Here is a 26,247-nt window from a genome sequence, read left to right on the forward strand (position 1 = left end):
GTCGTCCGCGCCAGCCCTCCGTTCACGCAGGGCTCACCACGGCCGGCCGCATAGGTCGATGGTGCCCAGGCGCGGCGCGCGGACGATGTCGAAGACGAACGGCGCCGTACAGTCGAAGCGGATCCGTCCCTCCGGCTGCTCGCAATAGACATCGCCGGTGAAAGGATGCCAGTTACGAGCCTGGTAGAACGCGAAATTATGTGGCTCGCAGAACAGGAGCGCGAAGCGGACCGCCTCGTTGGCGCGCATGGTGTGAATAGCGGCATCGATTGCGAGCGTCGCGTAGCCGCGTCCACGGCAGTCCTCGCGAGTCACGACGCCGCCGATGCCGCCAATATGGACCTTGCGGCCGTTCCAGGTGATGGTGCGGAAGTAGATGCCTACATGACAGGCAAGCCCGCCCTCGGGCGCCTCAATCAACACGCGAAGCTCGGTATTGGCCCATTTGATGTGGCCCCAGGGCCGCTTCTCTACGGCATCGCGCGGCCAGACTGCCTTGAACAGCGGCTCAGCGATCGGCCACGAGGCGTCGCCGTTCAAGATGTCGATCTCGATGCTCATGGGTCCGCCTTTGCTAACTCCGCGCGAGGATGCATTCGTTCTCTCTTAAACGCTTCAAAGGCAATGATATTTTACGCCCCGTCCACGAGCCTGGTTGCGGGCCTGATCTTGTGCGTGAGTTTGGGCAATGAGGCCATGCCGTCGCATCAGGCGTTTTCGCAAATTCTAAGGTATTTAACGGCGCAGGAACCTTCTATAAGGGGTGACCGTTAGAACACGTTCCCCACCCAGTTGCGGACAACAAGCCATGACCTTTACGCTCCCCCCTCTCCCTTACGCCTATGACGCCCTCGGCCAGTACATGTCGAAGGAAACGCTGGAATATCACCACGACAAGCATCATCAGGCCTACGTCACCAACGGCAACAACGCGCTCAAGGGGACCGAATGGGAAGGCAAGTCCCTTGAGGAGATCGTGAAGGGCTCCTTCGGGAAGAACCCGGCGGTCTTCAACAATGCCGGCCAGCACTACAACCACATCCACTTCTGGAGCTGGATGAAGCCCAATGGCGGCGGCACCAAGCTGCCCGGCAAGCTCGAGAAGAAGATCAACGAGGACCTAGGCGGCTTCGACAAGTTCAAGGCGGACTTCCAGGCTGCCGGCGTCGGCCAGTTCGGCTCCGGCTGGTGCTGGCTCCAGGTCAAGAACGGCAAGCTCGAGATCTCCAAGACGGCGAACGGCGAGAATCCGCTGGTGCATGGCGCCACGCCGATCCTCGGCTGCGACGTCTGGGAGCACTCCTACTACATCGACTACCGCAACCGCCGCCCCGACTATCTGAAGGCTTTCGTCGAGAACCTCGTGAACTGGGAATACGTGGAGTCGCTGTTCGACAAGGCGTGAGCCGTCGACTGGTCATTCCGGGGCGATGTGCAGCATCGAGCCCGGAATCCTGAAGTCGTGGCGCGAGATTCCGGGTTCGCACTTCGTGGGCCCAGGAATGACAGAAACAACGAAAGGGCGGTCGCGTCTTGCGACCGCCTTTTTGCTGCGCGGAATTTGCCTCCGCCTCGCGTAGCCCTGCGCGGGGCGCGCATCGCCCCCGCCATCACTGTGTTTGCATCGCGTCAGTGGCGCCCTTAAGCAGAACGGGCATCCCCTCGATCCGACCCGAGCCCGTTGTCAGAACCTTCCCCGAACAATCCGACGCCTGCCGAGGACGCAGAGTCCGAGCCGCGGCCGGGGCGTATCCGCAAGCCGATCGGCTGGTCGACCATCATCATCGCGGTGCTCGTGGCGGTAAGCGCGGCGCTGGTCTGGCGGCGTGACGGCACCGAAGGCGTCCTCGACATTCTCACTCACGATCTCTCGCTGTTTGGCGGCATCCTGCCGCGCGTGCTCGCCGGCTGCCTGCTCGGGGCCTTCATCTCGGAGATCCTGCCGCACGAGAAGGTGTCGCGCTCGCTCGGGCCGAACTCCGGCCTGATGGGCCTTTTGATCGGCACCGCCTTCGGCGCGATCCTGCCGGGTGGGCCGTTTACAGCCTATCCGGTGGCAAGCGCGCTGCTCGCGGTCGGTGCCGATTTCGGCGCCACCATCGCCATGGTCGTGAGCTGGACCCTGATCGGCTATGGCCGGGCGGTCGCCTGGGAAATCCCCATCATGGGCACGGATTTCACGCTGTGGCGGATCGTGATCTCGCTGCCGCTGCCGGTGCTCGCAGGTAGCCTCGGTCGCTTCGTCTATGTCCGGCTCTATCCGAAGCCGGCGGTAAAGGACGACGAGACGTGAGCGCCGCACTCCTCATCGATATCCTGTTGTGGGGCTCGGTGCTCGGCGTCGGCCTGATCGCCTTCCGCCGTGGCAAGCCGGTGTTCAAGGCCTCGCTGCGCGAGGGGTCGATGGACTTCGTCAACATCGTGCCGCGGATCGCGCTCGGCGTGATCGGCTCCGGCTACATCGCCGCGATCATCCCGCAGGAAGTGATCACCGGCTGGCTCGGCCCCGATAGCGGCTGGCTAGGGGTGGCCACCGCCGTGGTCGCCGGCGCCGCCACGCCCGGCGGCCCAGTGATCGGCTTCTCCATCGGCACGGTGGCGCTGAAGTCTGGCGGCGGCGTGCCGCAGGTTGTGGCATACGTCGTCGCCTGGGCGCTGTTCGCTTTCCAGCGGGTGATCCTGTGGGAAATCCCCTTCATGCCGGCCCGTTTCGTCTGGTTCCGCTGCGCCGTCTCGGTGCCTTTCCCGTTCGTGGCGGCGGCCATCGCCATGGTGATCGGCAAGCCGTGAGAGGAATGACGGATGCAGGCGTGGACAGAGGTAATGTTATAATATAACGTTCCCGGATGGTCCCCGCCGCGTCCCACGCCCATCATCACGACCATTCCCATGACCAGGCCCATGCCCATGGGCATGACCATACGCACGCCCACGTCCACGATCCCCTAGCGCCGCACCCGGCCCAGGCCGCGCCCTGGTCGATCCTGCGCATGACCATGGCGGGCCGCCTGGCAGCGGCGCTTGCCGTCTGCGCCGTGCTCTGGGGCATGGTCTTTCTGGCGATGAGGTGACCATGGCGGCGCTCGGTTTCCACAACGTCACCCTCGGCTATGACCGGCACCCGGCGGTCCATCACCTCAAGGGCGAGATCGTGCCTGGGGCGCTGGTCGCGGTGATCGGCCCGAACGGCGCCGGCAAGTCGACGCTGCTGCGCGGCATCGTTGGCATCCTCAAGCCCCTCGCAGGATCCATCCATCTCGGCGGACTCGATCCGCGCGATATCGCCTATTTGCCGCAGACCGCCGACATCGACCGCAGCTTCCCGATCTCGGTGTTCGATTTCGTCGGCACGGGCCTGTGGCGTGGGATCGGCCTGTTCGGCGGCATCGGCAAAGCGGCGCGCGAGAGGATCCTGCGCGCGATCGCCGCCGTCGGGCTGAACGGTTTTGAGAATCGCCCGATCGGCACGCTCTCCGGTGGGCAGATGCAGCGCGTGCTGTTCGCGCGCGTGCTGCTCCAGGATGCTGCGCTCATCGTGCTCGATGAGCCCTTCAACGCGATCGACAGCAAGACCACGGCCGATCTGCTCGCGCTGGTGACGCGCTGGCATGGCGAGGGCCGCACCGTGCTCGCCGCGCTCCACGACATGGAGATGGTGCGGGCGCACTTCCCGCAAACGCTGTTGCTCGCGCGCGGTCCGGTGGCCTGGGGCGCGACCGCCGAGGTGCTCACGGCGGAGAACCTCATGGTCGCGATGCGGATGTGCGAAGCGTTCGACGACAGCGCGGCGGCCTGCGCCGACGATGACGAGCGCTCGCAGGCGGCATGACGCACGATGTATGACGCGCTGATCGGTCCCTTCACCGAATTCGAATTCATGCGGCGCGCGCTCGCTGCCGTGATCGCGCTTTCGCTTGCGGGCGCGCCGATCGGCGTATTCCTGATGCTGCGGCGGATGAGCCTCGTCGGCGATGCCATGGCGCATGCGATCCTCCCCGGTGCCGCGATCGGCTTCCTGCTCTCCGGCCTCAATCTGTTCGCGATGACTGCCGGCGGCCTGATCGCGGGCTTTGCGGTCGCGATTCTCGCCGGCGTCGTCGCGCGCTCGACGGGCCTGAAGGAGGACGCTTCGCTCGCGACCTTTTATCTGGCTTCGCTCGCGCTGGGCGTCACCATCGTCTCGATCAAGGGCACCAATATCGACCTCTTGCACGTGCTGTTCGGCAACATCCTCGCCATGGACGACCAGACGCTGCTGGTCGTCGCCTTCAACGCCACGGTCACGCTGCTCGTGCTCGCGGTGATCTACCGCCCGCTGGTGATCGAGAGCGTCGACCCGCTGTTCCTGCGCACCGTGAGCCGTGCCGGGGGACCAGCGCATCTCGCTTTCCTCGCCCTCGTCGTCATCAACCTCGTCAATGGCTTTCAGGCGCTCGGCACCCTGCTTGCGGTCGGCCTGATGATCATGCCCGCCGGCATCGCGCGGTTCTGGTCGCGCGATCTCACCGCGATGATCTCTATCGCCGTCATCGCAGCAGGGGTCTCGGGCTATGCCGGGCTCGTGCTGTCGTTCCAGACGCGGATACCCTCAGGGCCGGCGATCATCCTGGTGGCGACCGCGTTCTACGTCGTCTCAGTGCTGTTCGGCAGCGTCGGCGGGCTGGTCCGGCAGATGTTTCCCGGCCGGCATCTGGAGGCGTGATGCGCCGCTTCCTGCTCCTCGTCGTCGCGTCCTTGATCGCGTCGCCGCTTCAAGCGGCGGAGCGGCTCAACGTGGTTGCGAGCTTCTCGATCCTCGCCGATTTGGTCCGCAACGTCGGCGGCGATCGCATCAACCTCACCGCGCTGGTCGGCGCCGACAGCGATGTCCATGTCTACACGCCGGCGCCGGGTGATGCGAAGCGGATCGCGGATGCAAGGCTCGTCATCGTCAACGGCCTGGGGCTCGAGGGCTGGCTGCCGCGGCTGGTGCAGTCCTCAGGCAGCAAGGCAACCGTCGTGACCGCGAGCACCGGCATCGCGCCGCTCAAGCTCGGCTCGGATTCCGATCCGCATGCCTGGCAATCGATCCCCAACGCAAAAGCCTATGTGACCAACATCGCCGCCGCGCTGGCCGCGGCCGCGCCTGAGGATGCGGAAGTTTTCCGTAGGCAAGCCAAGGCCTATCTGGAAAAGCTCGAAACGCTCGACCGCGAGGTGCGCGAGGCCATCGCAAAAATTCCCCCCGAGCGGCGCAAGGTGATCTCGACCCACGATGCCTTCGGCTATTTCGCTGCCGAATACGGTATCCAGTTCATCGCTCCGCTCGGCGTCTCCACCGAAACCGAGCCCAGCGCCCGCGATATCGCCGGCATCATCGGGCAGATCCGGGCCCAAAAAATCCCGGCCGTGTTCCTCGAAAATATCAGCGACGACCGGCTGATCCGTCGGATCGCCGCGGAGACCGGCTCCAAGGTCGGCGGGACCCTGATTTCCGACGGTTTGACGGGCGAAAAGGGGTCCGCCCCCACTTACATTGACATGGTCAGGCACAATATAAAGGCCCTGACCAGCGCGCTTGACCACTAGGGCAGGGGCCACCCCGCCTCGCGTCGCGCGAAAAAGCCCGATGTCGGAGTAGTTATGTCTGAAGTGACCTCCCCCAAGATTCCCGTGACCGTGCTGACCGGCTATCTCGGGGCCGGCAAGACCACGCTTTTGAACCGCATTTTGTCGGAGAACCACGGCAAGAAATACGCCGTCATCGTCAACGAATTCGGCGAGATCGGCATCGACAACGACCTCATCATCGGCGCCGATGAGGAAGTGTTCGAGATGAACAATGGCTGCATCTGCTGCACCGTGCGCGGCGACCTCGTGCGCATCATGGACGGCCTGATGAAGCGCAAGGGCAAGTTCGACGCCATCATCGTCGAGACCACGGGTCTTGCGGACCCTGCGCCGGTCGCCCAGACCTTCTTCGTCGACGAGGACGTGCAGAAGAACGCGCGTCTCGATGCGGTCGTGACGGTGGCCGATGCCAAATGGCTGTCCGACCGGTTGAAGGACGCGCCCGAGGCCAAGAACCAGATCGCGTTTGCCGACGTCATCGTGCTGAACAAGACCGACCTCGTCTCCAAGGGTGAGCTCGCCGAGGTCGAGGCCCGCATCCGCGGCATCAACCCATATGCGAAGCTGCACCGCACCGAGCGCTGCTCGGTAGCCTTGGCTGACGTGCTCGACCGCGGCGCCTTCGACCTCGACCGCATTCTCGATATCGAGCCGGACTTTCTGGAGGCTGATGATCATGACCACGACCATGATCATCACCACCATCACGGCCACGACCATCATCACCACCATGATCACGGCCATGGCCTGAAGCACTATCACGACGAGGAGATGCAGTCGCTTGCGCTCAAGACCGACAAGCCGCTCGATCCCAACGTGTTCATGCCGTGGCTGCAGAACCTCGTGCAGGTGGAGGGTCAGAAGATCCTGCGCTCCAAGGGCATCCTCGCCTTCCACAATGATGACGACCGCTACGTCTTCCAGGGCGTGCACATGATGCTGGAGGGCAACCATCAGCGGAAGTGGAAGGAGGGCGAGCCGCGCGAGAGCCGTCTCGTCTTCATCGGTCGCGAATTGCCGGAACAGGCGATCCGCGAGGGTTTCGAGAGCTGCATCGTCTCGTGATGAAAGAGTTTACGCCAGCTCCCGATTCACCCTCGATCGTCTCGGTCACCGACCGCGTCAAGCCGGTCGCGCTCGGGATGGCCGTGACGTCGGTGCATTTCCTTGGCCCGCGCGCCGCCTTCGTCGGCGGCGAGGAGAGCGTCGCATTAGTCGACGCGAGCGGTGAGATCAATATGGTCGCCGTCCACGGCGGTGGCATCCTCTCGACCGCATCCGACGGCAAGCGCCTCGTGATGGGCGGCGACGACGGCAAGGTCACAGCGCTCGACGCCAAGGGCGAGGTGACGCTGCTCGCGACCGATCCCAAGCGGCGCTGGATCGATGCGGTGGCGCTGCATCCCGACGGCGCCTTCGCCTGGTCGGCCGGCAAGTTCGCCTTCGTCAAGAGCGGCAAGCTAGAGGAGAAGTCGATCGAGGTGCCCTCGACCGTCGGCGGCCTTGCATTTGCGCCGAAGGGTCTGCGGCTTGCCATCGCGCATTACAACGGTGCGACCCTGTGGTTTCCGAACATGGCGGGATCCGCCGAATTCCTGCCCTGGGCCGGCTCGCATCTCGCCGTGACCTTCAGCCCGGACAACAAGTTTCTGGTCACCGCGATGCACGAGCCTGCGCTGCATGGCTGGCGGCTCGCCGATAACAGGCATATGCGCATGACCGGCTATCCCGGCCGCGTCCGCTCGATGTCCTGGAGCGCCGGCGGCAAGGCACTGGCGACGTCGGGCGCCGATACGGTGATCCTGTGGCCGTTCGCGAGCAAGGACGGCCCGATGGGCAAGGAGCCCGCGATGCTCGCGCCCCTGCAGGCGCGCGTTTCGGTCGTCGCCTGTCATCCGAAGAACGACATCTTTGCCGCCGGCTATAGCGACGGCACCGTGCTGATGGTGCGGCTGGAGGACGGCGCGGAGATTCTGGTCCGCCGCAACGGCACCGCGCCGGTCGCGGCGCTGGCCTGGAACGCCAAAGGTACGCTGCTTGCATTCGCCGACGAGACCGGCGATGGAGGGCTGCTCGAGCTTTGAAGGGCAACGAGTTTTGGTGCGATCGCGCCGCGGGCTCGCTTCACCTCTCCCGCTTGCGGGAGAGGTCGGCGCGAGGCGCCGGGTGAGGGCTCTCTCCGCATCGGGGTTCTCGATTGCGGCGACACCCTCACCCCAACCCTCTCCCGCAAGCGGGAGAGGGAATGCACCTGCCTCCTAGCCGCGACCGAACCTGATCCCATCCCGCTCTAGTTTGGCTTCTTTCCGGATTTGGCGAGGGTCTCGATCGGCGCGACAACGTCACGCGGCGATCCGAGGGTCTCGTAGATCGATGCCGACTTGCTCATGGCTGCGTAGGCCTGATCGGCTTCCATCGAGGCGTGATCGGGTTTGAATGCCGTAACAAACACGAGCGCCGTCTGATAGTTTCCAAGCGCGGCTTTTTCGGCAGCCAAAAGCTCCTTGAGGCGCTTGTCCCGTCCAAAGAAGCCATCCACCGTTCTGTTGACACCCTCGTCGTTCCTTAGTGCCTGCATGACCCAAATGGCGGTCGATAGAGTGAGCAGACGATAAAATTTGGCCGGATTGGTCTTGCATTGATATTTTGCGCAAGCGGCAGCCGCGGTCATCTCCTTGCGATCCTTTGGAACGAACGTCGGTCCGAATTTGTATTGCATCAGTCCCATGCGCAGGCCGTCACTCGCCAGGCTATCGTCCGCGCTGGAGAAGTTCTCTAGAATGCGTTCAATGAAAACCGTGTCGCCGGACGCCATATAGGCGCCGATCAGCAGGTCATTGTCCCCCGGCGCCAATGATGGCCTGACTTCGTCAAGGGGTGTAGGCTGAGCAATCTCGAGGTTTCGAAGCCCAGGCAGCATTCTGTGCGCGCGGGCATAATTCTCTGCATCGTCGTGCAGGCCCGCTCGGTGAAGAACTTGCAGATAAAGTCCTCGGAGGTATTCCGATGGTTCTGACGCCGCGAGAACGCGCTGCTTTTCATCTGGCGACGATCGAAAGAGCTGCGCGAGAAATCCAATCAACGTCATGGGCTCCGACTTTGGCCACGATGGCGCGTCCCTGACCTGTGACAGAATGCTATCGACGCAAGCTGGTCGCTTGTTGCGATAGTAGTCGTTCATACAACTCGGTTCGGCGGCCTGTGCCGGCAAGCATTGAATAACCAGAAGCGCAATCGCGATATGTGCAGCTTTCACGTCAATCGATCTCCGAAAAGCGCAAGATCGTACTTCTATCAAAGGTTGTCTAGAGCGCAATCTCGCTCGCGTGAGTTATGGCCGGGTGACATCTGAGCGGGAGGAGCTGACAGTGGCGCTCTTGACCGGGATGTTGCTGCTTGCATTCGCCGACGAGACCGGCGATGGAGGGCTGCTCGAGCTTTGATCAACGGTCATATTCCGACCGTATGAGGGGCCATGCGGTTTCTGACGACCTTCCAGCTTGCTGACTTCCTCGACACGCTGATCAGCCTGTTCACGGCCTTCGTGCTGGGAACGCTGATCGGTGCCGAGCGGCAATATCGCCAGCGCACCGCGGGCCTGCGCACCAACGTGCTGGTCGCAGTCGGTGCCGCTGCGTTCGTCGACCTCGCCATGCACCTGACCGGCGCCGACGGCGCGGTCCGCGTCATCTCCTACGTCGTCTCCGGCATCGGCTTTCTCGGCGCCGGCGTCATCATGAAGCAGGGCATGGACGTGCGCGGGCTGAACACCGCGGCGACGCTGTGGGCCTCGGCCGCGGTCGGCTCCTGCGCCGGCGCCGACCTGGTCGCGCAAGCCGTCGCGCTCACGGTGTTCATCATTGCGGGCAACACGCTGCTGCGTCCCCTGGTGAACGCGATCAACCGCATCCCACTGAACGAGAAGGCGCTCGAGGCGACCTACTACTTCAAGGTCGCGGTCACGACGGAAGCTCTGCCCGACATGCGCGACCGTCTCGTCGACAAGCTCGAAGCTGCGAAATATCCCGTGGCGGATGTCGAGGTCGCCGAGATCGGCGACGACATCCTGGAAATCGTTGCTAAGCTGGTCGCGACCGCCGTCGATCCGAACGAGCTGAACGCCGTGGCGGTCGACATGCAGCGCCAGTCCGGCGTCCGCCACGCCACCTGGGAAGTCAGCACGACGGACTGAAAGCGGTGCTCCTACAGGTTCCCTGCGGCGACATCGCGCGGAACTGCAGTCCGGCCATTTCGTTGATACTGCGGACGAATTCGCGGGTAGCGTTATGGCCGGCAAGCAAGACAAGCTCAGATTTCACCGGGATCTCTTGATCGCCTGTTTCCTGTTCGGAGCGGGCGTCCTGATCTCGGGCCTGTCGCTGGCGCAGATCCGGGCCGAGAGCCGGATGCAGACCGCCCAGGCCACGCCGCCGCTGCAGGGCACGCCGGCGCCGGATGATCGGAGCAGGAGGCCTGCGCAATCAAAGCCTGGCGGTGAGCGTCCGACCACTCCAGCGCCTGAGCCCGCACGGCCTGATCCGCAGACGCAGGGCGCCGCGAAGCCGGTGCTGCCACAAGCGCCAGCCGAGAAGATCGCCCCGCCGATCAAGGAGCCGCCGGCGAAGGAGAAGTAACCCCCGCTGTCATTCCGGGGCGCGCGAAGCGCGAGGCCGGAATCCATTCCTCAGCGAACTCTGCGGCACGATGGATTCCGGGCTCGACGCTGTCGCGTCGCCCCGGAATGACGAGAGGAGTCGCCAGCCGTCACCGGCTACTTTGCATGGGGTTGTTTTTGACATTTTTGATGCCCCGCCTTGGCAGGGCATCGCCAGCGCGCCGTCAGCGCACCAGAATATTCCGGAACTGCCAGGGATCGCTCGTATCGATGTCCTCCGGAAACAGTCCCGGACGATCCGTCAGCGGCGTCCAGTCGGTGTAGAAACCCTTCACCGGGCCGAGATACGGCATCTGGATTTCCAGCAGACGATCGAAATCCATCTCGTCGGCTTCGACGATGCCTTCGTTCGGGTTTTCCAGCGCCCACACCATGCCGCCGAGCACGGCGGAGGTCACTTGCAGGCCGGTGGCGTTCTGATACGGCGCGAGTTTGCGGGTCTCTTCGATGGAGAGCTGCGAGCCGTACCAGTAGGCATTGTTGTCATGGCCGAACAGCAGCACGCCGAGTTCGTCGATGCCATCGACGATTTCATTCTCGTCGAGGATGTGGTGCTTTTCCTGCATCTTCGCGGCGCGGCCGAACATTTCATGCAGCGACAGCACGGCATCGTCGGCCGGATGATAGGCATAGTGGCAGGTCGGCCGATAGATCGCGGTGCCCGATGCGTCACGCACCGTGAAGTAATCGGAGATCGAGATCGATTCGTTGTGGGTGACGAGGAAGCCATACTGCGCACCGCGGGTCGGGCACCAGGTGCGCACGCGCGTGTTGGCACCGGGCTGCATCAGATAGATGGCGGCGCCGCAGCCGGCTTCGTGGGTCCGCGCATTCTCGGGCATCCATTTTTCATGGGTGCCCCAACCGAGTTCGGACGGCTGCACGCCTTCCGACAGGAAACCTTCCACCGACCAGGTGTTGACGAAGACGTCCGGCTCTTTCGGCGACTTGGAGCGCTGGGTGTCGCGTTCGGCGATGTGGATGCCCTTGACGCCAGCCTGCCGCATCAAGTCCGCCCATTCGGCTTTGGTCTTCGGCTTGGGGGCATTGAGCTTCAGGTCGGCGGCGACATTGAGCAGCGCCTGCTTGACGAAAAACGAGACCATGCCGGGATTGGCGCCACAGCAGGAGACGGCCGTCGTCGAGCGCGCGGGGCGCGCCTTCTTGGCGGCCAGCGTCACTTCGCGAAGGGCGTAGTTGGAGCGCGCTTCCGGGCCCTTCGACGCATCGAAATAGAAGCCGAGCCAGGGCTCGTTGACGGTGTCGATATAGAGTGCGCCGAGTTCGTTGCAGAGCTCCATGATGTCGGTGGAGCCGGTATCGACCGAGAGATTGACGCAAAAACCCTGGCCACCGCCTTCAGTGAGCAGCGGGGTCAGCAATTCACGGTAATTGTCCCTGGTCACGCCCTTCTGGATGAACTTGACATTGTGCTTCTCGCAATGTGCCTTGCGGCCCTCGTCCTTGGGATCGATCACGGTGATGCGCGACTTGTCGTAATCGAGGTGCCGCTCGATCATCGGCAACGTGCCTTTGCCGATGGAGCCGAAGCCGACCATGACGATGGGACCGGTAATCTTCGCGTAGATCTGCGAGGGGGGGCTCATGGGATGGTTTCTCCGGAACGTGCTGGCGGACAAAGGGTGAGGGTGGATCAGGCGCTGCGGCGCTTGGCGGTCACTTCGATCTCGACCTTCATCTCGGGCTTGTAGAGCGCCGAGACGGCGAGAAGCGTGGCGGCCGGGCGGATGTCGCCGAGGACTTCCCCGCAGACGGCGAAATGGGCATCGGCATCCTTGATGTCGGTGAGGTAGTAGGTCACGCGGACGATGTCGGCCATCTCGAATCCGCCCTCCTTTAGGGCGGCCTCGATGGTCTTGAAGCAGTTGCGTGACTGGCTCGTGACATCTGATGGCATCGTCATGGTCGTGTAGTCGTAGCCGGTGGTTCCGGCGACGAAGGCGAACTCGCCGTCGATCACGGCGCGGCTGTAGCCGGCGGTCTTCTCGAAAGGCGAGCCGGTGGAAATCAGGCGACGGGACATCTGTTCGACCTCGACTGAAGGGGTGTGTTTCGCGGGGTTAAAGGGCCTTTCGAGGCCCTGCGCAACCCCCGAGAAGGCGGTGAAGGGAGCTCAGCGGGACTGCTGCGTCGTAGCTTGCGACGGCGGCGGCGAGCCGCTCCACCGCCGCACCAGGATGTCCCTGGCGATCATGATCGCGATCAGGACGAACAGCACCGATGTGATCAGGCTGCGCAGGCGCGGGCGAGCATCGCCGCTGGATGCGGCCGGGGTCTTCGCCATGATGGACGTCCGCTTTTAGACTAGGCCGCGTGCGCGTGCAGACGCGCTGCCCGCCGTTTGGGCAGCGTTGCGCCGGTCGGAACGATCATCCCGGCCGCGTCGTCCAGTGCGCCCGCCTGGAATTCGAGGCCGAGCAGCCGCTCGCGCTCGAACGGGCCGGGCAGCGAGAGCGCGCCGGTCTTCTCGGCCGAGAAGCCGAAGCGGGCGTAATACGGGGCATCGCCGAGCAGGATCAAGGCGGCATGCCCGCGCGCCCGGGCGGCGGCCAGCGCTTGATGCATCAGCGCGGCGCCGATCCCGAGCTCGCGGCAGGCAGGATCGACCGCGAGCGGTCCGAGGACCAGAGCGGGCCTGCCTCCGGCGCTGACGTGCCACAGCCGCACGGTTCCCACGAGCTTCCCCTCGCGCATCGCCGACAGGGCAAGGCCTGCGGCAGGTGCACGTCCGTCGCGCAGGCGCTGGCAGGTGCGGCCGTGGCGGTTCTCGCCAAAGCAGGCATCGAGCAGCGCTTCACGCATCGCAACGTCGGCAGCACGCTCCGCACGGATCGCGAACGGAGCGGCTTTCGAGGTGAGGGCGACCTGTGGCTTCCGAAGAGCAGTCATGACACGTCAGTCCTCGCTTGGAGCCGCGGACATGCGTCCACGAGCACAAGCGTCGTCAGAAATCGCAATATCAGGGAAGGGAGCCGGCAAGCCGGCCCCCCGGTTTATCAGGCCTCGAAAGCGAGGCGGATCAGATGTGATACGTCTTCAACGGCGGGATGCCGTTGAACGCCACCGACGAGTAGGTCGACGTATAGGCCCCGGTCCCTTCGATCAGCACCTTGTCGCCGATCTCGAGCGTCACCGGGAGCGGATAGGGACTCTTCTCGTACAGGACGTCGGCGGAATCGCAGGTCGGGCCTGCGAGCACGCACGGCGTCATGTCCGCCCCGTCATGCGGGGTGCGGATGGCGTAGCGGATCGACTCGTCCATGGTCTCGGCGAGACCGCCGAACTTGCCAATGTCGAGATACACCCAGCGCACCTCGTCCTCGTCGCTCTTCTTCGAGATGAGCACGACCTCGGATTCGATCACCCCGGCGTTGCCCACCATGCCGCGGCCCGGCTCGATGATGGTCTCGGGGATCTGGTTGCCGAAGTGCTTGCGCAGCGCGCGGAAGATCGACCGGCCGTAGGTCACCACCGGCGGCACGTCCTTCAGGTACTTGGTCGGGAAGCCCCCGCCCATGTTGACCATCGAGAGGTTGATGCCGCGCTCGGCGCAGTCGCGGAACACCTGCGAGGCCATCGCCAGCGCGCGGTCCCACGCCTTCACCTTGCGCTGCTGCGAGCCGACATGGAAGGAGATGCCGCACGGCTCCAGGCCCAGACGCTTGGCGAGGTCGAGCACCTCGACCGCCATTTCCGGGTCGCAGCCGAACTTGCGCGACAGCGGCCACTCGGCGCCGGCGCAGTCATAGAGGATGCGGCAGAACACCTTCGCAGCTGGGGCGGCGCGGGCGACCTTCTCCACCTCGGCAGCGCAATCGACCGCGAACAGCCGAATGCCGAGCGCGAAGGCGCGCGCGATGTCGCGCTCCTTCTTGATCGTGTTGCCGAAGGAGATGCGGTCGGGCGTCGCACCCGCGGCCAGCGCCATCTCGATCTCGGCGACGGTTGCGGTGTCGAAGCAGGAGCCCATGGACGCCAGCAGCGCCAGCACTTCCGGCGCGGGGTTCGCCTTGACGGCATAGAACACGCGGCTGTCGGGCAGCGCCTTGGCAAAGCTCTGGTAATTGTCGCGCACGACCTCGAGGTCGACGACGAGGCACGGCTCGGTGTCGAGGCCCTCGCTGCGGCGGTTGCGCAGGAAATCCCTGATGCGATCGGTCATAGCACCCTCCAAACGGCCCCAGCGACGGAGCCCGTTCAAAATGTTCTCGGACAGGGGTGCTTTGGCGCTGCCGCACGATGGAGACGCGACAGGGCCGAGAACCCGAGACCGAATTGTGCTGCCGTGGATTGGTTGGGAATTTTCCCGCCCGCTCACCTGGCAATGAAGGACAAGCCTTTTCAGTAGCCCGCGCCGGCGTTGGAATGCCGGTAGAGACCAAAAAAGCCCGATCCGTCGTTGCTTTAAGTCGCGTCCCCCGTTGAGAACGAGGTGCGCCGGTTCGCCTCCGGCTGCCAGTCACGGTTGCAAAGAGCAAAGTCACCTTCGACTAGGCATCTCTTTGAGAGAGATGCTGGACGCTCCGGGTTTGCTTCAGTCTTCCGACTTCTGCACTTCCGAAGAGCCCCTCGGCTTCTTCACCCCTTGGCGGCTGTCCGGCCTCTTGTCCGGATACCTACCGACTGACACACGACCACAGGCACGTGCGAAATTGGGCAAGAACGCACATAAGCGTTTTGACTCTGCTTCGCAAGAAATTTTTTAGGCTGAGAGCAGAATTGCCTAACGACTGCTTGCGCTGTGATGCGCGAGCGACGCTGAAGATGAACGGCTGTTAAGTTTGCGCGCGCTGCGAAGCGTGTCGTGCTCGCGCGCGTCGCCTCACGCGCGCTTCGTGAACGGCTCGACGCGTTGAGCCGCGCGGATGAACGCGGTCATGACGAGCACGCCGAGTGCGAACAGCACGGCCTGCACGATGTGCGCGCCGGTGTCGTCGAGCCCGAACAGAATTGCGAGCGCCCAGCCGCCGGCAAACGCCGCGCCGAACACCTCGGCGCCGATCAGGATGGCGGCGCTAATGACGGTGATGACGCTCGGCCAGACGATCCGGCGGGAGGAGGAGGCAGGCGCGTTCATGAGCTTTAGATCCGTGGTCTTTGAGGGCCGCAATCTCCCCGAAAAGGGGCCCGGGAGCAAGGCCAAATGGCGCAAAAAAGCCCCATCGCGTGCTATAGCTGGCTGCAACAAACCCAGCTCAAAAAAACGGGACAAGTCATGTCAGAACCCAGCGAAAATACCGGCGCCGCGCCGGCCGAGACGAACCCGCTTCTGAAGGCCTGGGTGACGCCATTCGCAACCCCGCCGTTTGACGAGATCAGCCCGGAGCACTTCCTACCGGCCTTCGAGCAGGCCTTCGCCGATCACTCCGCGGAGATCGCGGCGATCGTCCATGATCCGGCAGCCCCCGACTTCGCCAACACCATCACGGCGCTCGAGCGCTCCGGCAAGCTGCTCAACAAGGTCTCGGCCGTGTTCTACGACCTCGTCTCCGCGCACTCCAATCCGGCGATCCTGGAGATCGACAAGGAGGTCTCCTTGCGGATGGCGCGGCACTGGAATCCGATCATGATGAATGCGGTGCTGTTCGGCCGCATCGCCCAGCTCCACGAGAATCGCACCAGCCTCAATCTGACGCCGGAGCAGCTTCGCTTGCTCGAGCGCACCTACACCCGCTTCCACCGCGCCGGCGCCGGCCTCTCCGAAGAGGCCAAGGCGCGCATGGCCGAGATCAACGAGAAGCTCGCCCAGCTCGGCACCAGCTTCAGCCATCATCTGCTCGGTGACGAGCAGGAGTGGTTCATGGAGCTCGGCGAGGACGACCGCCAGGGCCTGCCCGAGAGCTTCGTCGCGGCCGCCAAGGCTGCGGCAGAAGATCGCGGCATGGCCGGCAAGGCCATCGTCACCCTGTCGCGCTCCTCGGTCGAGCCATTCCTGAAGGGCTCGGCGCGGCGCGACCTGCGCGAGAAGGTCTACAAGGCCTTCACCGCGCGGGGCGACAATGGCAACGCCAACGACAACAACGAGACCATCGTCGAGATCCTGAAGCTGCGCGAGGAGAGCGCCAATCTCCTGGGCTATCCGACCTTCGCCGCCTACCGGCTCGAGGATTCGATGGCCAAGACGCCGGACGCGGTGCGGGTCCTGTTGGAGCGGGTCTGGAAGCCCGCGCGGGCGCGCGCGCTCGCCGATCGCGACGAGATGCAGGCGCTGATCACGACCGAGGGCGGTAATTTCCAGCTCGCGCCCTGGGACTGGCGGTACTACGCCGAAAAGCTGCGCCTCCAGCGCGCCAATTTCGACGACGCCGCGATCAAGCCATTCTTGACGCTCGATCACATGATCGCGGCGGCCTTCGACTGCGCCACGCGCCTGTTCGGCATCACCTTCGAGGAGCGCAAGGATGTCCCGGCCTGGCACCCGGACGTCCGCGTCTGGGAGGTAAAGGACCGGGACGGCAAGCACAAGGCGCTGTTCTATGGTGACTACTACGCCCGGCCATCAAAGCGCTCCGGTGCCTGGATGACGTCGCTGCGCGACCAGCAGAAGCTCGACGTCGAGACCGCGCCGCTCGTCATCAATGTCTGCAACTTCGCCAAGGGAGCCGGCGGGGAGCCCTCGCTGCTGTCGCCCGACGATGCCCGCACCCTGTTCCACGAATTCGGCCACGGCCTGCACGGCATGCTCTCCAACGTGACCTATCCGTCGCTGTCGGGCACCTCCGTGTTCACCGACTTCGTCGAGCTGCCCTCCCAGCTCTATGAGCACTGGCAGGAGCGGCCGGAGGTGCTGCAACAGTTCGCCCGCCACTATCAGACCGGCGAGCCGCTGCCCGACGACCTGCTCCAGCGCTTCCTCGCGGCGCGCAAGTTCAACCAGGGCTTTGCCACCGTCGAATTCGTCTCCTCGGCACTTCTCGACCTCGAATTCCACACCCAGCCGGCGGCGGCCGCGCAGGACGTGCGCGCCTTCGAGAGACAAGAGCTCGAGAAGATCGGCATGCCCGGGGAGATCGCGATGCGGCACCGGCCCACGCAATTTGGCCACATCTTCTCCGGCGACCACTATGCTGCCGGCTATTACAGTTACATGTGGTCGGAAGTGATGGACGCTGACGCCTTCGGCGCCTTCGAGGAGGCCGGCAACATCTTCGATCCGGCGGTGGCAAAGCGCCTGCACGACGACATCTACTCCACCGGTGGATCGGTCGATCCGGAAGCCGCCTACGAGGCCTTCCGTGGCCGGCCGCCCGAGCCGGATGCGCTGCTGCGCCGGCGCGGCCTGCTCGACGCCGCGCAGGCGGCCTGATGGGCATGCGCGCCCTGTTCGGATGGCTGCTCGCCGCTGGCCTCTCGCTTGCGGCGGGGGTGGCGCAGGCGCATCCGCATGTCTGGATCACCGCGACCAGCGAGCTGATCTACGCCCCTGACGGCTCGATCACCGGTGTCCGCCACGCCTGGACCTTCGACGACATGTTCTCGGCCTATGCGACCCAGGGGCTCGAGGGCAAGACCAAGGGCAGCTACACGCGCGAGGAGCTGGCTCCGCTTGCCCAGACCAACGTCGAGTCGCTGAAGGAATATGCCTACTTCACCTTCGCCAAGGCCGACGGCAAGAAGGAGCGCTTCAATGAGCCGGTCGACTATTTCCTCGACTACAGGGACACCGTGCTGACCCTGCACTTCACGCTGCCGCTGAAGACGCCGCTGAAGCCGAAACAGCTCGTGCTGGAGGTGTTCGACCGCTCCTTCTTCATCGACTTCCAGATGGCCAAGGACAACCCGGTCAGGCTGGTCGGCGCGCCCGCCGGCTGCCAGATGAAGCTGGAGCGGCCGAATGACGGCACCGCGAGCGCCCAGAAGCTCAACGAGCAGACCTTCATGAACGGCGAAAACTCGAACTTCGGCATGATGTTCGCCAACAAGATCACCGTGGATTGCCCGTGACCTCTTTCCTTCGTTTTCCGCTTGCGCGTGCACTCGGCACCGGCGCGGCCGTCCTTGTCGCGGTCTGGGCCGTCGATGCGGCGCTTCATGATCTCTTCGCGCAAAACCCCTTCGGCGGGCCGCGCCCGGCGCCCGAGCCGGAGGCCGGCGGCGTCGTCGGCTGGCTGCTGGCCAAGCAGTCGGAGTTCTACCGCGAGATGTCGGCGACCATCCGCGCCGCGAAATCGGACGGCTCGGCGGTGTGGACGCTGCTCGCGATCTCCTTTGCCTACGGCATCTTCCATGCCGCCGGCCCCGGCCACGGCAAGGCGGTGATCTCCTCCTACCTCGTCGCCAACCAGGAAACGGCACGGCGCGGCATCGTGTTGTCCTTTGCCTCGGCGCTGATGCAGTCGCTGGTCGCGGTCCTCATCGTCGGCATCGCGGCCTGGGCGCTGAACGCGACCGCCAAGACCATGTGCAGCGCCGAGAAGGTGATCGAGATCGCCAGCTACGCCCTGATCGCGGCGTTTGGGCTCCGCCTCGTCTGGGTCAAGGGCGGCGCCTTCATCCGCGCACTCCAGGCCTCTCAGCCGGTGCCCGCGATAGCCGGCGTGCCGCATCACCACGATCATCACGGCCACCATCACAATCATCATGACGAGCATGGTCATGGTCACGACCACCATGACCATCACCACCACGGCCATGGCCACGCGCATGCCCACGACCAGGTCCATGGCGAGCATTGCGGCCACTCCCATGGCCCCACGCCGGGCGAGCTTGCCGGCCCCGGCGGCTGGCGGCGTGGCCTCGCGGCAATCCTCACCGTCGGCATCCGCCCCTGCTCGGGCGCGATCCTGGTGCTGGTGTTCGCGCTCGCCCAGGGACTGTTCTGGGCCGGCATCGCCGCGACCTTCCTGATGGGGCTCGGCACCGCGATCACGGTCGCGACCATTGCGGTCATCGCCGTCTCCGCCAAGGACGTCGCCCGGCGCCTGAGCGCCGGCCGCGACGGCGGCGGCGCGCTCTTCATGCGCGGCATCGAATTCGCGGCCGCCGGCCTCGTGCTGCTGTTCGGCGCAGGCCTGCTGCTGGGCTACCTCGCCGCCGAACGCACGACGTGTTTTTGAGATGCACTCTTTTTCCCTCTCCCCTTGTGGGAGAGGGTGGCTCGGCGCTGCGAAGCAGCGGCGAGACGGGTGAGGGGTCTCTCTCTCCACGCATGAATCACTCAACCTGAACGCGCGGAGATAGCCCCTCATCCGGCGCGTCGCGCCACCTTCTCCCGCAAGGGGAGAAGGGAAGAGAGAAGTCACACCGGCAGAAACCGCTTCAGGGCGGGCATGAAGAAGATCGCGACATTGATCGCAAAACCGATGCTCCAGAGGATCGACCGCAGCGTCGGACGGTTGCCGAGATAGGTGAAGACGTAGGCGACCCGCACGATCAGGAAGAGCGCGGCGAGCTCATCGACCAGGCGCTGCGGGGAATCGCGGAATTCGGCGAGCAGCACGGCAATCGCGAAGAACGGGAAGGTCTCGATGCCGTTCTGGTGCGCGCCCAGCGCGCGCTGCGAGATGGCATCCTCATAGAAGGCCGGGTCGCGCGGTTTCGAATTGTCGAAACGACCGAACCTGATCCATTTGATCGAGGCGATCGTCGCAAGATAGAGCAGCAGCGCTCCAAATATGCACCATTCCGCGTGCGTCATGGTTCCTTCCCCCTGCACCCCCGAAACCCTAGCGAAGTCGGCCCAATCTTGACAAGTTCGGCCCAACGCGCGAACCCGTTGGGCCATGACGCGCGTTCTCCCGATCGACACATCGAAGGCCACCGCAGCTCCGGCCGCTTCGCGTGTCGGCGTGCTGCTCGTCAATCTCGGAACGCCCGACACCGCGGATGCCCCGGGCGTGCGCGTCTACCTCAAGGAATTCCTGAGCGATCCCCGCGTCATCGAGGACCAGGGCCTGGTCTGGCAGTTCGTGCTGAACGGCATCATCCTGCGCAGCCGGCCGCGCAGCAAGGCGCTCGACTATCAGAAGATCTGGAACACCGAGAAGAACGAGTCGCCGCTCAAGACCATTACCCGCTCGCAGGCCGACAAGCTCGCCGCCGCACTCGCCGACCGCGCGCATGTCGTGGTGGACTGGGCGATGCGCTACGGCAACCCGTCGATCAAGTCCGGCATCGATGAGCTGGTCGCGCAAGGTTGCGACCGGATCCTGGCGGTGCCGCTCTATCCGCAATATTCCGCCTCGACCTCGGCGACCGTCTGCGACGAGGTGTTTCGCGTTCTCGCCCGCCTGCGCGCGCAGCCGACGCTGCGGGTGACGCCGCCTTACTACGAGGACGAGGCCTATATCGAGGCGCTCGCGACCTCGATTGAGGCGAGCCTGGCGAGCTTGCCGTTCAAGCCGGAGCTGATCGTCGCCTCCTTCCACGGCATGCCGAAATCCTATGTCGACAAGGGCGATCCCTACGAGAGCCACTGCGTGGCGACGACCGAGGCGCTGCGCCGCCGGCTCGGCATGGACGCCTCAAAGCTGCTGCTCACCTTCCAGTCGCGCTTCGGTAATGACGAGTGGCTTCAGCCCTATACGGACGCGACCATGAAGCGCCTGGCGCAGCAAGGCGTGCGCCGCATCGCGGTGGTGACGCCGGGCTTTGCCGCCGACTGCCTGGAGACGCTGGAGGAGATCGCGCAGGAGAATGCCGAGATCTTCAAGCACGGTGGCGGCGAGGCGTTTGCCGCGATCCCCTGCCTCAACGACAGCGAGCCCGGCATGGACGTGATCCGCACCCTTGTGCTACGCGAGCTGCAGGGCTGGATCTGAGGGGCGCCCCATGAAGCGGCGCGAGGTTCTGGCACTTCTCGGCTGCGCCGCGCTGCTGCCGCTGCCGGCGGTGGCGCAGCCGGCGCCGGCCGGGCTGCGCCGGCTCGGCGTGCTCACAGTGACGGCAGCCGATGACGCGATCGGGCAGATGCGCGCGACGATCCTGACCGATGCGCTGGCTACACTTGGCTGGAAGGAGCAGGACAATCTGCGGATCGAATGGCGCCATGGCGGCGGCGATCGGGCGCTGATCGCGCGGCAGGCCGGCGAGCTGCTTGCGCTCAATCCCGACATCCTGCTCGCCATCGGCACGCCGTCGGTCGTGGAATTGCGCAAGCGCGTCGCGGCAACGCCGATCGTGTTCGCCGTCGTCACGGATCCCGTTGGCCAGGGTTTTGTCAAAACCCTTTCGCATCCGGGCGGCAACATCACCGGTTTCACCGACTATGACGGGCCGATGGCCGGCAAATGGCTGGAGATGCTGACGCAGATCACGCCGAAAGTCTCCCGCATCGCCGTGGTCTACAATCCATCCACGGCGCCTTTCGCCGGCCTCATGCTGCCCGCGATCGAACAGGCGGCCCGCTCGCTCGGCGTGTCGGTCGACCCAGTGCCGGTCCATGACGCGGCCTCGATCGCGGCGCTCGCGGCCCGCAAGGGCGAAGGCCTGCTCGTCCTGCCCGATTTCTTCACGCTGGCGAATCGCGCGCGCCTCCAGGCGGCGGTCGCCGAGGCACGCATCCCTGCGGTCTACTGGAGCCGGACCTTCGTCGATGAGGGCGGCCTGATGTCGTACAGCACCGATAGCGCCGAGCAGGTGCGGCGCGCCGCCGCCTATATCGACCGCATATTGAAGGGCGCAAGGCCTGCCGATCTTCCGGTGCAAAACCCGACCAAATTCGAGCTTGCGATCAACTTGCGGACTGCACGAACGCTCGGCGTCACCATCCCGCCGGCGCTGCTTGCGATCGCCGACGAGGTCATCGAGTAGCAGGCGCATCCGTTGGGGTGGCCCGGCCGCCTTTCAAGAGCCTTCCCGCCAATACTTAATGGCCGTCGTTCCGGCTTCGTGCGTCTTGTGAAATGATCGCCGCAGGCCGACGTAAAGAGTGCCGCTGAACCGGTCGGGACGAAAACCCGACCAATGAACGGCGCGGGAAACGCCTTTTCCCGCCTTGGAGGACCTATGAGCGGTTTCGATATTTTTGCTATTGCACTGGTGTTTCTCGTCATCGTCACGCTGCTTGCCGGTGTGAAGACGGTGCCTCAGGGCTACGACTGGACCATCGAGCGGTTCGGCAAATACACCCAGACGCTGTCGCCGGGGCTCAACCTGATCGTGCCCTATTTCGATCGCGTCGGGCGCAAGATGAACATGATGGAGCAGGTGATCGACATTCCCGAGCAGGAGGTGATCACCAAGGACAACGCGACGGTGAGCGTGGACGGCGTTGCCTTCTACCAGGTGTTTGATGCTGCGAAAGCGAGCTACGAGGTCGCCAACCTCAACAACGCGATCACGGTCCTGACCATGACCAACATCCGCTCGGTGATGGGCTCGATGGATCTCGACCAGGTGCTGTCGCATCGCGACGAGATCAACGAGCGTCTGCTGCGCGTCGTCGACGCCGCGGTCTCGCCCTGGGGCGTCAAGGTCAACCGCATCGAGATCAAGGACATCGTGCCGCCGGCCGATCTCGTCGAGGCCATGGGCCGGCAGATGAAGGCCGAGCGCGTCAAGCGCGCCGACATTCTGGCTGCCGAAGGTCAGCGGCAGTCCGAGATCCTGCGCGCCGAGGGCGCCAAGCAGGGCCAGATCCTGCAAGCCGAGGGCCGCCGGGAGGCCGCATTCCGCGACGCCGAAGCGCGCGAGCGCCTCGCGGAGGCCGAGGCCAAGGCGACGCTGATGGTGTCGGAGGCGATCGCCAAGGGCGACGTCGCCTCATTGAACTATTTTATCGCCGACAAATATATCAAGGCGTTCGGGCAATTTGCGGAGGCCCCGAACCAGAAGATCATCATGCTGCCGATGGAAGCCGTGAGCCTGCTTGGCTCGCTGGCCGGCATCGGCGAGATCGCCAAGGCGACCTTCGGCGAGAGCGCGGCGTCCACATCCGCCGCCGCCCGCCGCGGCTCGGTGCCGCCGGCGGGAAGCTCGCCGCCGGTAGTGCCGCCGCAGCAATAAGATAACCCAGAGGTCGTGTCATGACCGACATGTTCGTCACCCTCGGCACCTGGAACTGGCTGATCTTCGGCTTCATCCTGATGGCGCTGGAGGTGTTCGCGCCGGGCGTGTTCCTGTTCTGGCTCGGGCTCGCTGCGCTGCTGGTCGGGCTGGTCTCGTTCGCCGCCCATCCCGCCTGGCAGGTGCAGCTCGTGATGTTCGCGCTGTTCGCCGCCGCCGCAGTCCCGCTATGGCGGCGCCTCGCGCGCGGCAGGATCGACACCAGCGCGAGCCCGCACCTCAACAAGCGCACCGAGGCGCTTCTGGGCCGCGAGTTCACGTTGGAGAAGCCGATCATCGATGGAAGCGGCACCGTGCGCATCGGTGATACCGTCTGGCGCGTCGCCGGCCCCGATACACCAGCCGGCACGCGGGTGAAGGTGGTGCAGGTCGACGGCGCGAACCTGACGGTGGCAGCGGCGTAGCTCCTCTTACCCTCCTCCCTTGCGGGGGAGGGTGGATCGCCGCGGAGCGGCGAAACGGGTGAGGGGTCTCTCTCCGCGTGTGCTTCTCGCGATCGAGTTTGTGGATGCAACCCCTCATCCGGCGCTTCGCGCGACCTTCTCCCACAAGGGGCGAAGGGAAGTTGAGGTGCGCGGCTGTTCGAATTCTACTTCCTCCACCTTTCCGCAAACCGGTGCAGCGGCATGAAGGTCTCGCACAATTCCCGCCCGAGCGGCGTCAGGCTGTAGCCCCCGGCATCTCCGAGCTCCACGAAGCCCGCCTCGCGCAACTCCGTGAGCCGGGCTTGTAGCACCGTGGGGGATGCCTCGTCACAGGCGCTGCGGAGCGCGCGGGAGGTGAGGGGAGCGCCGCGCAATTCCCAGAGGATCCGCAGACTCCAGCGTTTCCCCAAGAGGTCCAGCAGGGCCATGATCGGCCGGCCCGTGCGCGAGCCGCGTACGCTGCGTTGCCCTGCCAGTCTCGCCATGTCGCCCCCCTTGCGCGCTGCTACGGATAGTGTAGCGTATCGCTACAATTATTGTAGCAGAGGGATCGGCCATGTCACAGACGATGTCGCGCATCGCGCCGCTGGATCCGCCTTATCCGCCCGAGATCGATGAGCAGTTCAACCGCATCATGCGCGGCGCGCCACCCCTGATGCTGTTCCGGGTGATGGCGGGACACAAGCGCGCCTGGGACAAGTTCCGTGCCGGCAGCCTCCTGGATCCGGGGCCGCTGTCGTTGCGCGAGCGCGAGATCGTCATCGACCGCACCTGCGCGCTGAACACATGCGAATATGAATGGGGCGTGCATGTCGCGATCTTCGCGGGAGCTGCGGGTCTCACGGATGAACAGGTCCGCGCCACCGCTCATGGCGAGGCGACTTCAGCCTGCTGGTCTACGGCCGAGCAGGCGCTGATCGCGGCCGTCGATGCCTTGCATCACCGCGCAACGCTTGATGACGTGGAGTTTGCCGCGCTCGCAGCGCATTACGACGACGCCCAGATTTTGGAGATCATGATGCTGTGCGGGGTCTATCGGACGGTGTCGTATCTGGCGAACGGGCTGAGATTGCCGCTGGAGGAGAAGGCGGCGCGATTTCCGGCGAACTAAGCGTCTCAGAATCTCTCCGCGGTGACAGTCTGGATTGCTTCGCTGCGCTCGCAATGACGGAGAGGAGGCAGGCAGTGCGCGCCCTACATCCTCCGTGTCATTTCGCGGCGCGCCTCTTGGCGCGAGCCCCGAATCCATTTCGCCACGGGTCACGCGGATGAATGGATCCGGGCTCATCGCTGCGCGATGCCCCCGGGATGACGAGAGTTGGCTTAAGCCACGCCGGCCCGCAACAGATCGTGCAGGTGCACGATGCCGACCGGCTTGCTCGCTTCGGCCACGATCAGCGTCGTGATCTTGCGCGTGTTCAGCACCTCAATCATCTCGGTCGCGAGCATGGAGGGCGGCACGGTCTTCGGCTGCTTCGTCATGATGTCGTCGACCGTCGCGGTCAGCAGATCCGGCCGCATGTGCCGGCGCAAATCGCCGTCGGTGATGATGCCGGCGATCTCGCCCGTACTGCTCACGATGCAGACGCACCCCAAACCCTTGGCCGACATCTCGACCACCGCTTCCGACATCTTCGTGCCGACCGGCTTGACGGGGATCTCCGTGCCGGTGCGCATGTAGTCGCGGACGAATTTCAGCATCGCGCCGAGCTTTCCGCCGGGGTGGAAATGCGCGAACTCCAGCGCCGTGAAGCCGCGGCCTTCGAGCAGCGCGATCGCGATGGCATCGCCGATCGCGGCCTGCATCAACGTCGAGGTGGTCGGCGCCAGATTGTGCGGGCAGGCTTCGCGCGCCTTGGGCAGCTCGATCACGATATCGGCGGCCTGTCCGAGCGCGGAGCCTGCGTTCGACGTCACCGCGATCATGGGAATCGCAAAGCGCGCCGAGTAATTCACGAGGTTCTTCATCTCCGGCTGCTCGCCGGACCAGGACAGCGCCATGATGACGTCGTCGGTGGTGATCATGCCGAGGTCGCCATGGCCGGCTTCGGCGGCGTGGACGAAGAAGGCGGGCGTGCCGGTCGAGGCGAGCGTCGCTGCGATCTTGCGCGCCATGTGGCCGGACTTGCCGAGCCCGGTGACGACGACGCGCCCCTTGGCGTTGCGGATCTTGTCGATCGCCGCTGTGAAGCTCGCCCCTAGCGGCCCCTTCAGCGCGGTCGCGAGCGCGCCGATGCCGCCGCTCTCCGTCTCCAGCGTGCGCAGCGCGGATTCGATGTCGGAGGAGGCGGGGCCGGATGATGGGGTCATCAGCGGTTTCGAGCTCGGCATGTTTTGATCCAGGGAAGAGGGGCAAACCCGGTTTGCGCGTGGCTGCCTGCTTAGCACGGCCGCGGCGGGGAGGCGACGTGAGGAGGTCCGCCCTCAACGGGTCATTAACCATAATTGTTTTAACTCCATTAACGATGGTTCCCGCGTCCCCCGCGGGAGCCATCGCAGAAGTGTCGGAAT

Annotated in this window: 30 protein-coding genes; 19 read left to right on the forward strand and 11 right to left on the reverse strand. The window is 64.8% G+C overall.

The annotated features are described in order from the left end of the window. Positions 1-33: 33 nt before the first annotated feature. Positions 34-561, reverse strand: coding sequence for a GNAT family N-acetyltransferase (locus Q2941_RS17180; protein ID WP_458193204.1), 528 nt, complete (start codon positions 559-561; stop codon positions 34-36). 247 nt (positions 562-808) lie between these two features. On the opposite strand from Q2941_RS17180, the gene Q2941_RS17185 reads away from it, so the two are divergent. The 9 genes from Q2941_RS17185 to Q2941_RS17225 all read left to right on the forward strand — a co-directional run bounded on the left by Q2941_RS17185 (position 809) and on the right by Q2941_RS17225 (position 7,694). After that, a complete protein-coding gene (locus Q2941_RS17185) occupies positions 809-1,405 on the forward strand; it encodes a superoxide dismutase (protein ID WP_027522228.1) in 597 nt (198 codons plus the stop codon). Positions 1,406-1,681: 276 nt separating this feature from the next. After that, positions 1,682-2,293, forward strand: a complete 612-nt coding sequence (locus Q2941_RS17190) for a permease (protein WP_458193205.1) — start codon at positions 1,682-1,684, stop codon at positions 2,291-2,293. Further along, the gene (locus Q2941_RS17195) at positions 2,290-2,790 is read left to right on the forward strand and encodes a hypothetical protein (RefSeq protein WP_458193206.1); all 501 of its coding nucleotides are present in this window, start codon (positions 2,290-2,292) and stop codon (positions 2,788-2,790) included. The genes Q2941_RS17190 and Q2941_RS17195 overlap by 4 nt, the downstream gene beginning before the upstream one ends. A gap of 56 nt (positions 2,791-2,846) precedes the next feature. Further along, positions 2,847-3,071: a hypothetical protein gene (locus Q2941_RS17200; RefSeq protein ID WP_458193207.1), complete on the forward strand. Its 225-nt coding sequence runs from the start codon at positions 2,847-2,849 to the stop codon at positions 3,069-3,071. Positions 3,072-3,073: 2 nt separating this feature from the next. Beyond that, a complete protein-coding gene (locus Q2941_RS17205; protein ID WP_458193208.1) occupies positions 3,074-3,829 on the forward strand; it encodes a metal ABC transporter ATP-binding protein in 756 nt (251 codons plus the stop codon). 6 nt (positions 3,830-3,835) lie between these two features. Further along, positions 3,836-4,702, forward strand: coding sequence for a metal ABC transporter permease (locus Q2941_RS17210; RefSeq protein ID WP_027522233.1), 867 nt, complete (start codon positions 3,836-3,838; stop codon positions 4,700-4,702). Continuing rightward, entirely contained in the window at positions 4,702-5,568 is an 867-nt protein-coding gene (locus tag Q2941_RS17215; protein ID WP_458193209.1) for a metal ABC transporter substrate-binding protein, read from the forward strand. Before Q2941_RS17210 ends, Q2941_RS17215 begins: the two co-directional genes overlap by 1 nt. 54 nt (positions 5,569-5,622) lie before the next feature. Then, positions 5,623-6,675: a CobW family GTP-binding protein gene (locus tag Q2941_RS17220; protein ID WP_027522235.1), complete on the forward strand. Its 1,053-nt coding sequence runs from the start codon at positions 5,623-5,625 to the stop codon at positions 6,673-6,675. Then, a complete protein-coding gene (locus Q2941_RS17225; protein ID WP_458193260.1) occupies positions 6,675-7,694 on the forward strand; it encodes a WD40 repeat domain-containing protein in 1,020 nt (339 codons plus the stop codon). Before Q2941_RS17220 ends, Q2941_RS17225 begins: the two co-directional genes overlap by 1 nt. 206 nt (positions 7,695-7,900) lie before the next feature. On the opposite strand, the gene Q2941_RS17230 is transcribed toward Q2941_RS17225, so the two are convergent. Then, a complete protein-coding gene (locus Q2941_RS17230; protein ID WP_458193210.1) occupies positions 7,901-8,866 on the reverse strand; it encodes a hypothetical protein in 966 nt (321 codons plus the stop codon). A gap of 219 nt (positions 8,867-9,085) precedes the next feature. Between Q2941_RS17230 and Q2941_RS17235 the strand changes: the two genes are divergently transcribed. Together Q2941_RS17235 and Q2941_RS17240 are read left to right on the forward strand one after the other, a co-directional pair. Beyond that, complete coding sequence (locus Q2941_RS17235) at positions 9,086-9,802, forward strand: MgtC/SapB family protein (protein WP_458193211.1); 717 nt, start codon at positions 9,086-9,088, stop codon at positions 9,800-9,802. 94 nt (positions 9,803-9,896) lie between these two features. After that, positions 9,897-10,244, forward strand: a complete 348-nt coding sequence (locus tag Q2941_RS17240) for a hypothetical protein (RefSeq protein WP_458193212.1) — start codon at positions 9,897-9,899, stop codon at positions 10,242-10,244. 205 nt (positions 10,245-10,449) lie between these two features. Here the strand turns inward: Q2941_RS17240 and Q2941_RS17245 are convergent, their stop codons facing one another. The 6 genes from Q2941_RS17245 to Q2941_RS17270 all read right to left on the reverse strand — a co-directional run bounded on the left by Q2941_RS17245 (position 10,450) and on the right by Q2941_RS17270 (position 15,383). After that, positions 10,450-11,892: a homospermidine synthase gene (locus Q2941_RS17245; RefSeq protein WP_458193213.1), complete on the reverse strand. Its 1,443-nt coding sequence runs from the start codon at positions 11,890-11,892 to the stop codon at positions 10,450-10,452. A gap of 47 nt (positions 11,893-11,939) precedes the next feature. Then, positions 11,940-12,329, reverse strand: coding sequence for a RidA family protein (locus Q2941_RS17250; protein WP_027522240.1), 390 nt, complete (start codon positions 12,327-12,329; stop codon positions 11,940-11,942). A 90-nt stretch (positions 12,330-12,419) separates the two neighbouring features. After that, entirely contained in the window at positions 12,420-12,590 is a 171-nt protein-coding gene (locus tag Q2941_RS17255; RefSeq protein ID WP_198031730.1) for a hypothetical protein, read from the reverse strand. 20 nt (positions 12,591-12,610) lie between these two features. Then, a complete protein-coding gene (locus Q2941_RS17260) occupies positions 12,611-13,195 on the reverse strand; it encodes a GNAT family N-acetyltransferase (protein WP_458193214.1) in 585 nt (194 codons plus the stop codon). A 130-nt stretch (positions 13,196-13,325) separates the two neighbouring features. Beyond that, positions 13,326-14,468 (reverse strand): type III PLP-dependent enzyme, encoded by a 1,143-nt coding sequence (locus Q2941_RS17265; protein ID WP_027522242.1) that lies wholly within the window; start codon positions 14,466-14,468, stop codon positions 13,326-13,328. A gap of 660 nt (positions 14,469-15,128) precedes the next feature. Then, entirely contained in the window at positions 15,129-15,383 is a 255-nt protein-coding gene (locus Q2941_RS17270; protein WP_027522243.1) for a hypothetical protein, read from the reverse strand. Positions 15,384-15,521: 138 nt separating this feature from the next. Here Q2941_RS17270 and Q2941_RS17275 point away from each other — a divergent pair, with 138 nt between their 5' ends. Genes Q2941_RS17275 through Q2941_RS17285 form a run of 3 tightly spaced genes read left to right on the forward strand, consistent with a single transcriptional unit; the run spans position 15,522 to position 19,362 of the window. Next, entirely contained in the window at positions 15,522-17,612 is a 2,091-nt protein-coding gene (locus tag Q2941_RS17275) for a M3 family metallopeptidase (protein WP_027522244.1), read from the forward strand. After that, a complete protein-coding gene (locus Q2941_RS17280; protein WP_027522245.1) occupies positions 17,612-18,250 on the forward strand; it encodes a DUF1007 family protein in 639 nt (212 codons plus the stop codon). The genes Q2941_RS17275 and Q2941_RS17280 overlap by 1 nt, the downstream gene beginning before the upstream one ends. Further along, entirely contained in the window at positions 18,247-19,362 is a 1,116-nt protein-coding gene (locus Q2941_RS17285) for a nickel/cobalt transporter (protein ID WP_458193215.1), read from the forward strand. The genes Q2941_RS17280 and Q2941_RS17285 overlap by 4 nt, the downstream gene beginning before the upstream one ends. A 182-nt stretch (positions 19,363-19,544) precedes the next feature. Here the strand turns inward: Q2941_RS17285 and Q2941_RS17290 are convergent, their stop codons facing one another. After that, complete coding sequence (locus Q2941_RS17290) at positions 19,545-19,943, reverse strand: MAPEG family protein (protein WP_458193216.1); 399 nt, start codon at positions 19,941-19,943, stop codon at positions 19,545-19,547. Between the two features lie 85 nt (positions 19,944-20,028). Here Q2941_RS17290 and hemH point away from each other — a divergent pair, with 85 nt between their 5' ends. From hemH to Q2941_RS17310, 4 genes are all read left to right on the forward strand, one after another. Then, complete coding sequence (gene hemH, locus Q2941_RS17295) at positions 20,029-21,066, forward strand: ferrochelatase (protein WP_027522248.1); 1,038 nt, start codon at positions 20,029-20,031, stop codon at positions 21,064-21,066. 10 nt (positions 21,067-21,076) lie between these two features. Further along, positions 21,077-22,057 carry an ABC transporter substrate-binding protein gene (locus Q2941_RS17300; protein ID WP_458193217.1) on the forward strand — a complete coding sequence of 327 codons (981 nt, stop codon included), beginning with the start codon at positions 21,077-21,079 and terminating at the stop codon, positions 22,055-22,057. A 195-nt stretch (positions 22,058-22,252) separates the two neighbouring features. Then, positions 22,253-23,251: an SPFH domain-containing protein gene (locus Q2941_RS17305; protein WP_458193218.1), complete on the forward strand. Its 999-nt coding sequence runs from the start codon at positions 22,253-22,255 to the stop codon at positions 23,249-23,251. Between the two features lie 20 nt (positions 23,252-23,271). Continuing rightward, positions 23,272-23,715, forward strand: a complete 444-nt coding sequence (locus Q2941_RS17310; RefSeq protein ID WP_458193219.1) for an NfeD family protein — start codon at positions 23,272-23,274, stop codon at positions 23,713-23,715. Between the two features lie 185 nt (positions 23,716-23,900). Here Q2941_RS17310 and Q2941_RS17315 read toward each other — a convergent pair whose 3' ends face one another. Beyond that, on the reverse strand, positions 23,901-24,221 hold the full coding sequence (locus Q2941_RS17315; protein WP_027522252.1) for a winged helix-turn-helix transcriptional regulator: 321 nt from the start codon (positions 24,219-24,221) through the stop codon (positions 23,901-23,903). 71 nt (positions 24,222-24,292) lie between these two features. Here Q2941_RS17315 and Q2941_RS17320 point away from each other — a divergent pair, with 71 nt between their 5' ends. After that, positions 24,293-24,847 (forward strand): carboxymuconolactone decarboxylase family protein, encoded by a 555-nt coding sequence (locus Q2941_RS17320; protein ID WP_027522253.1) that lies wholly within the window; start codon positions 24,293-24,295, stop codon positions 24,845-24,847. A gap of 212 nt (positions 24,848-25,059) precedes the next feature. Here the strand turns inward: Q2941_RS17320 and Q2941_RS17325 are convergent, their stop codons facing one another. Beyond that, complete coding sequence (locus Q2941_RS17325) at positions 25,060-26,067, reverse strand: KpsF/GutQ family sugar-phosphate isomerase (protein ID WP_027522254.1); 1,008 nt, start codon at positions 26,065-26,067, stop codon at positions 25,060-25,062. Positions 26,068-26,247: the final 180 nt, after the last annotated feature.

It is taken from the genome of Bradyrhizobium sp. UFLA05-153, from assembly GCF_054185185.1.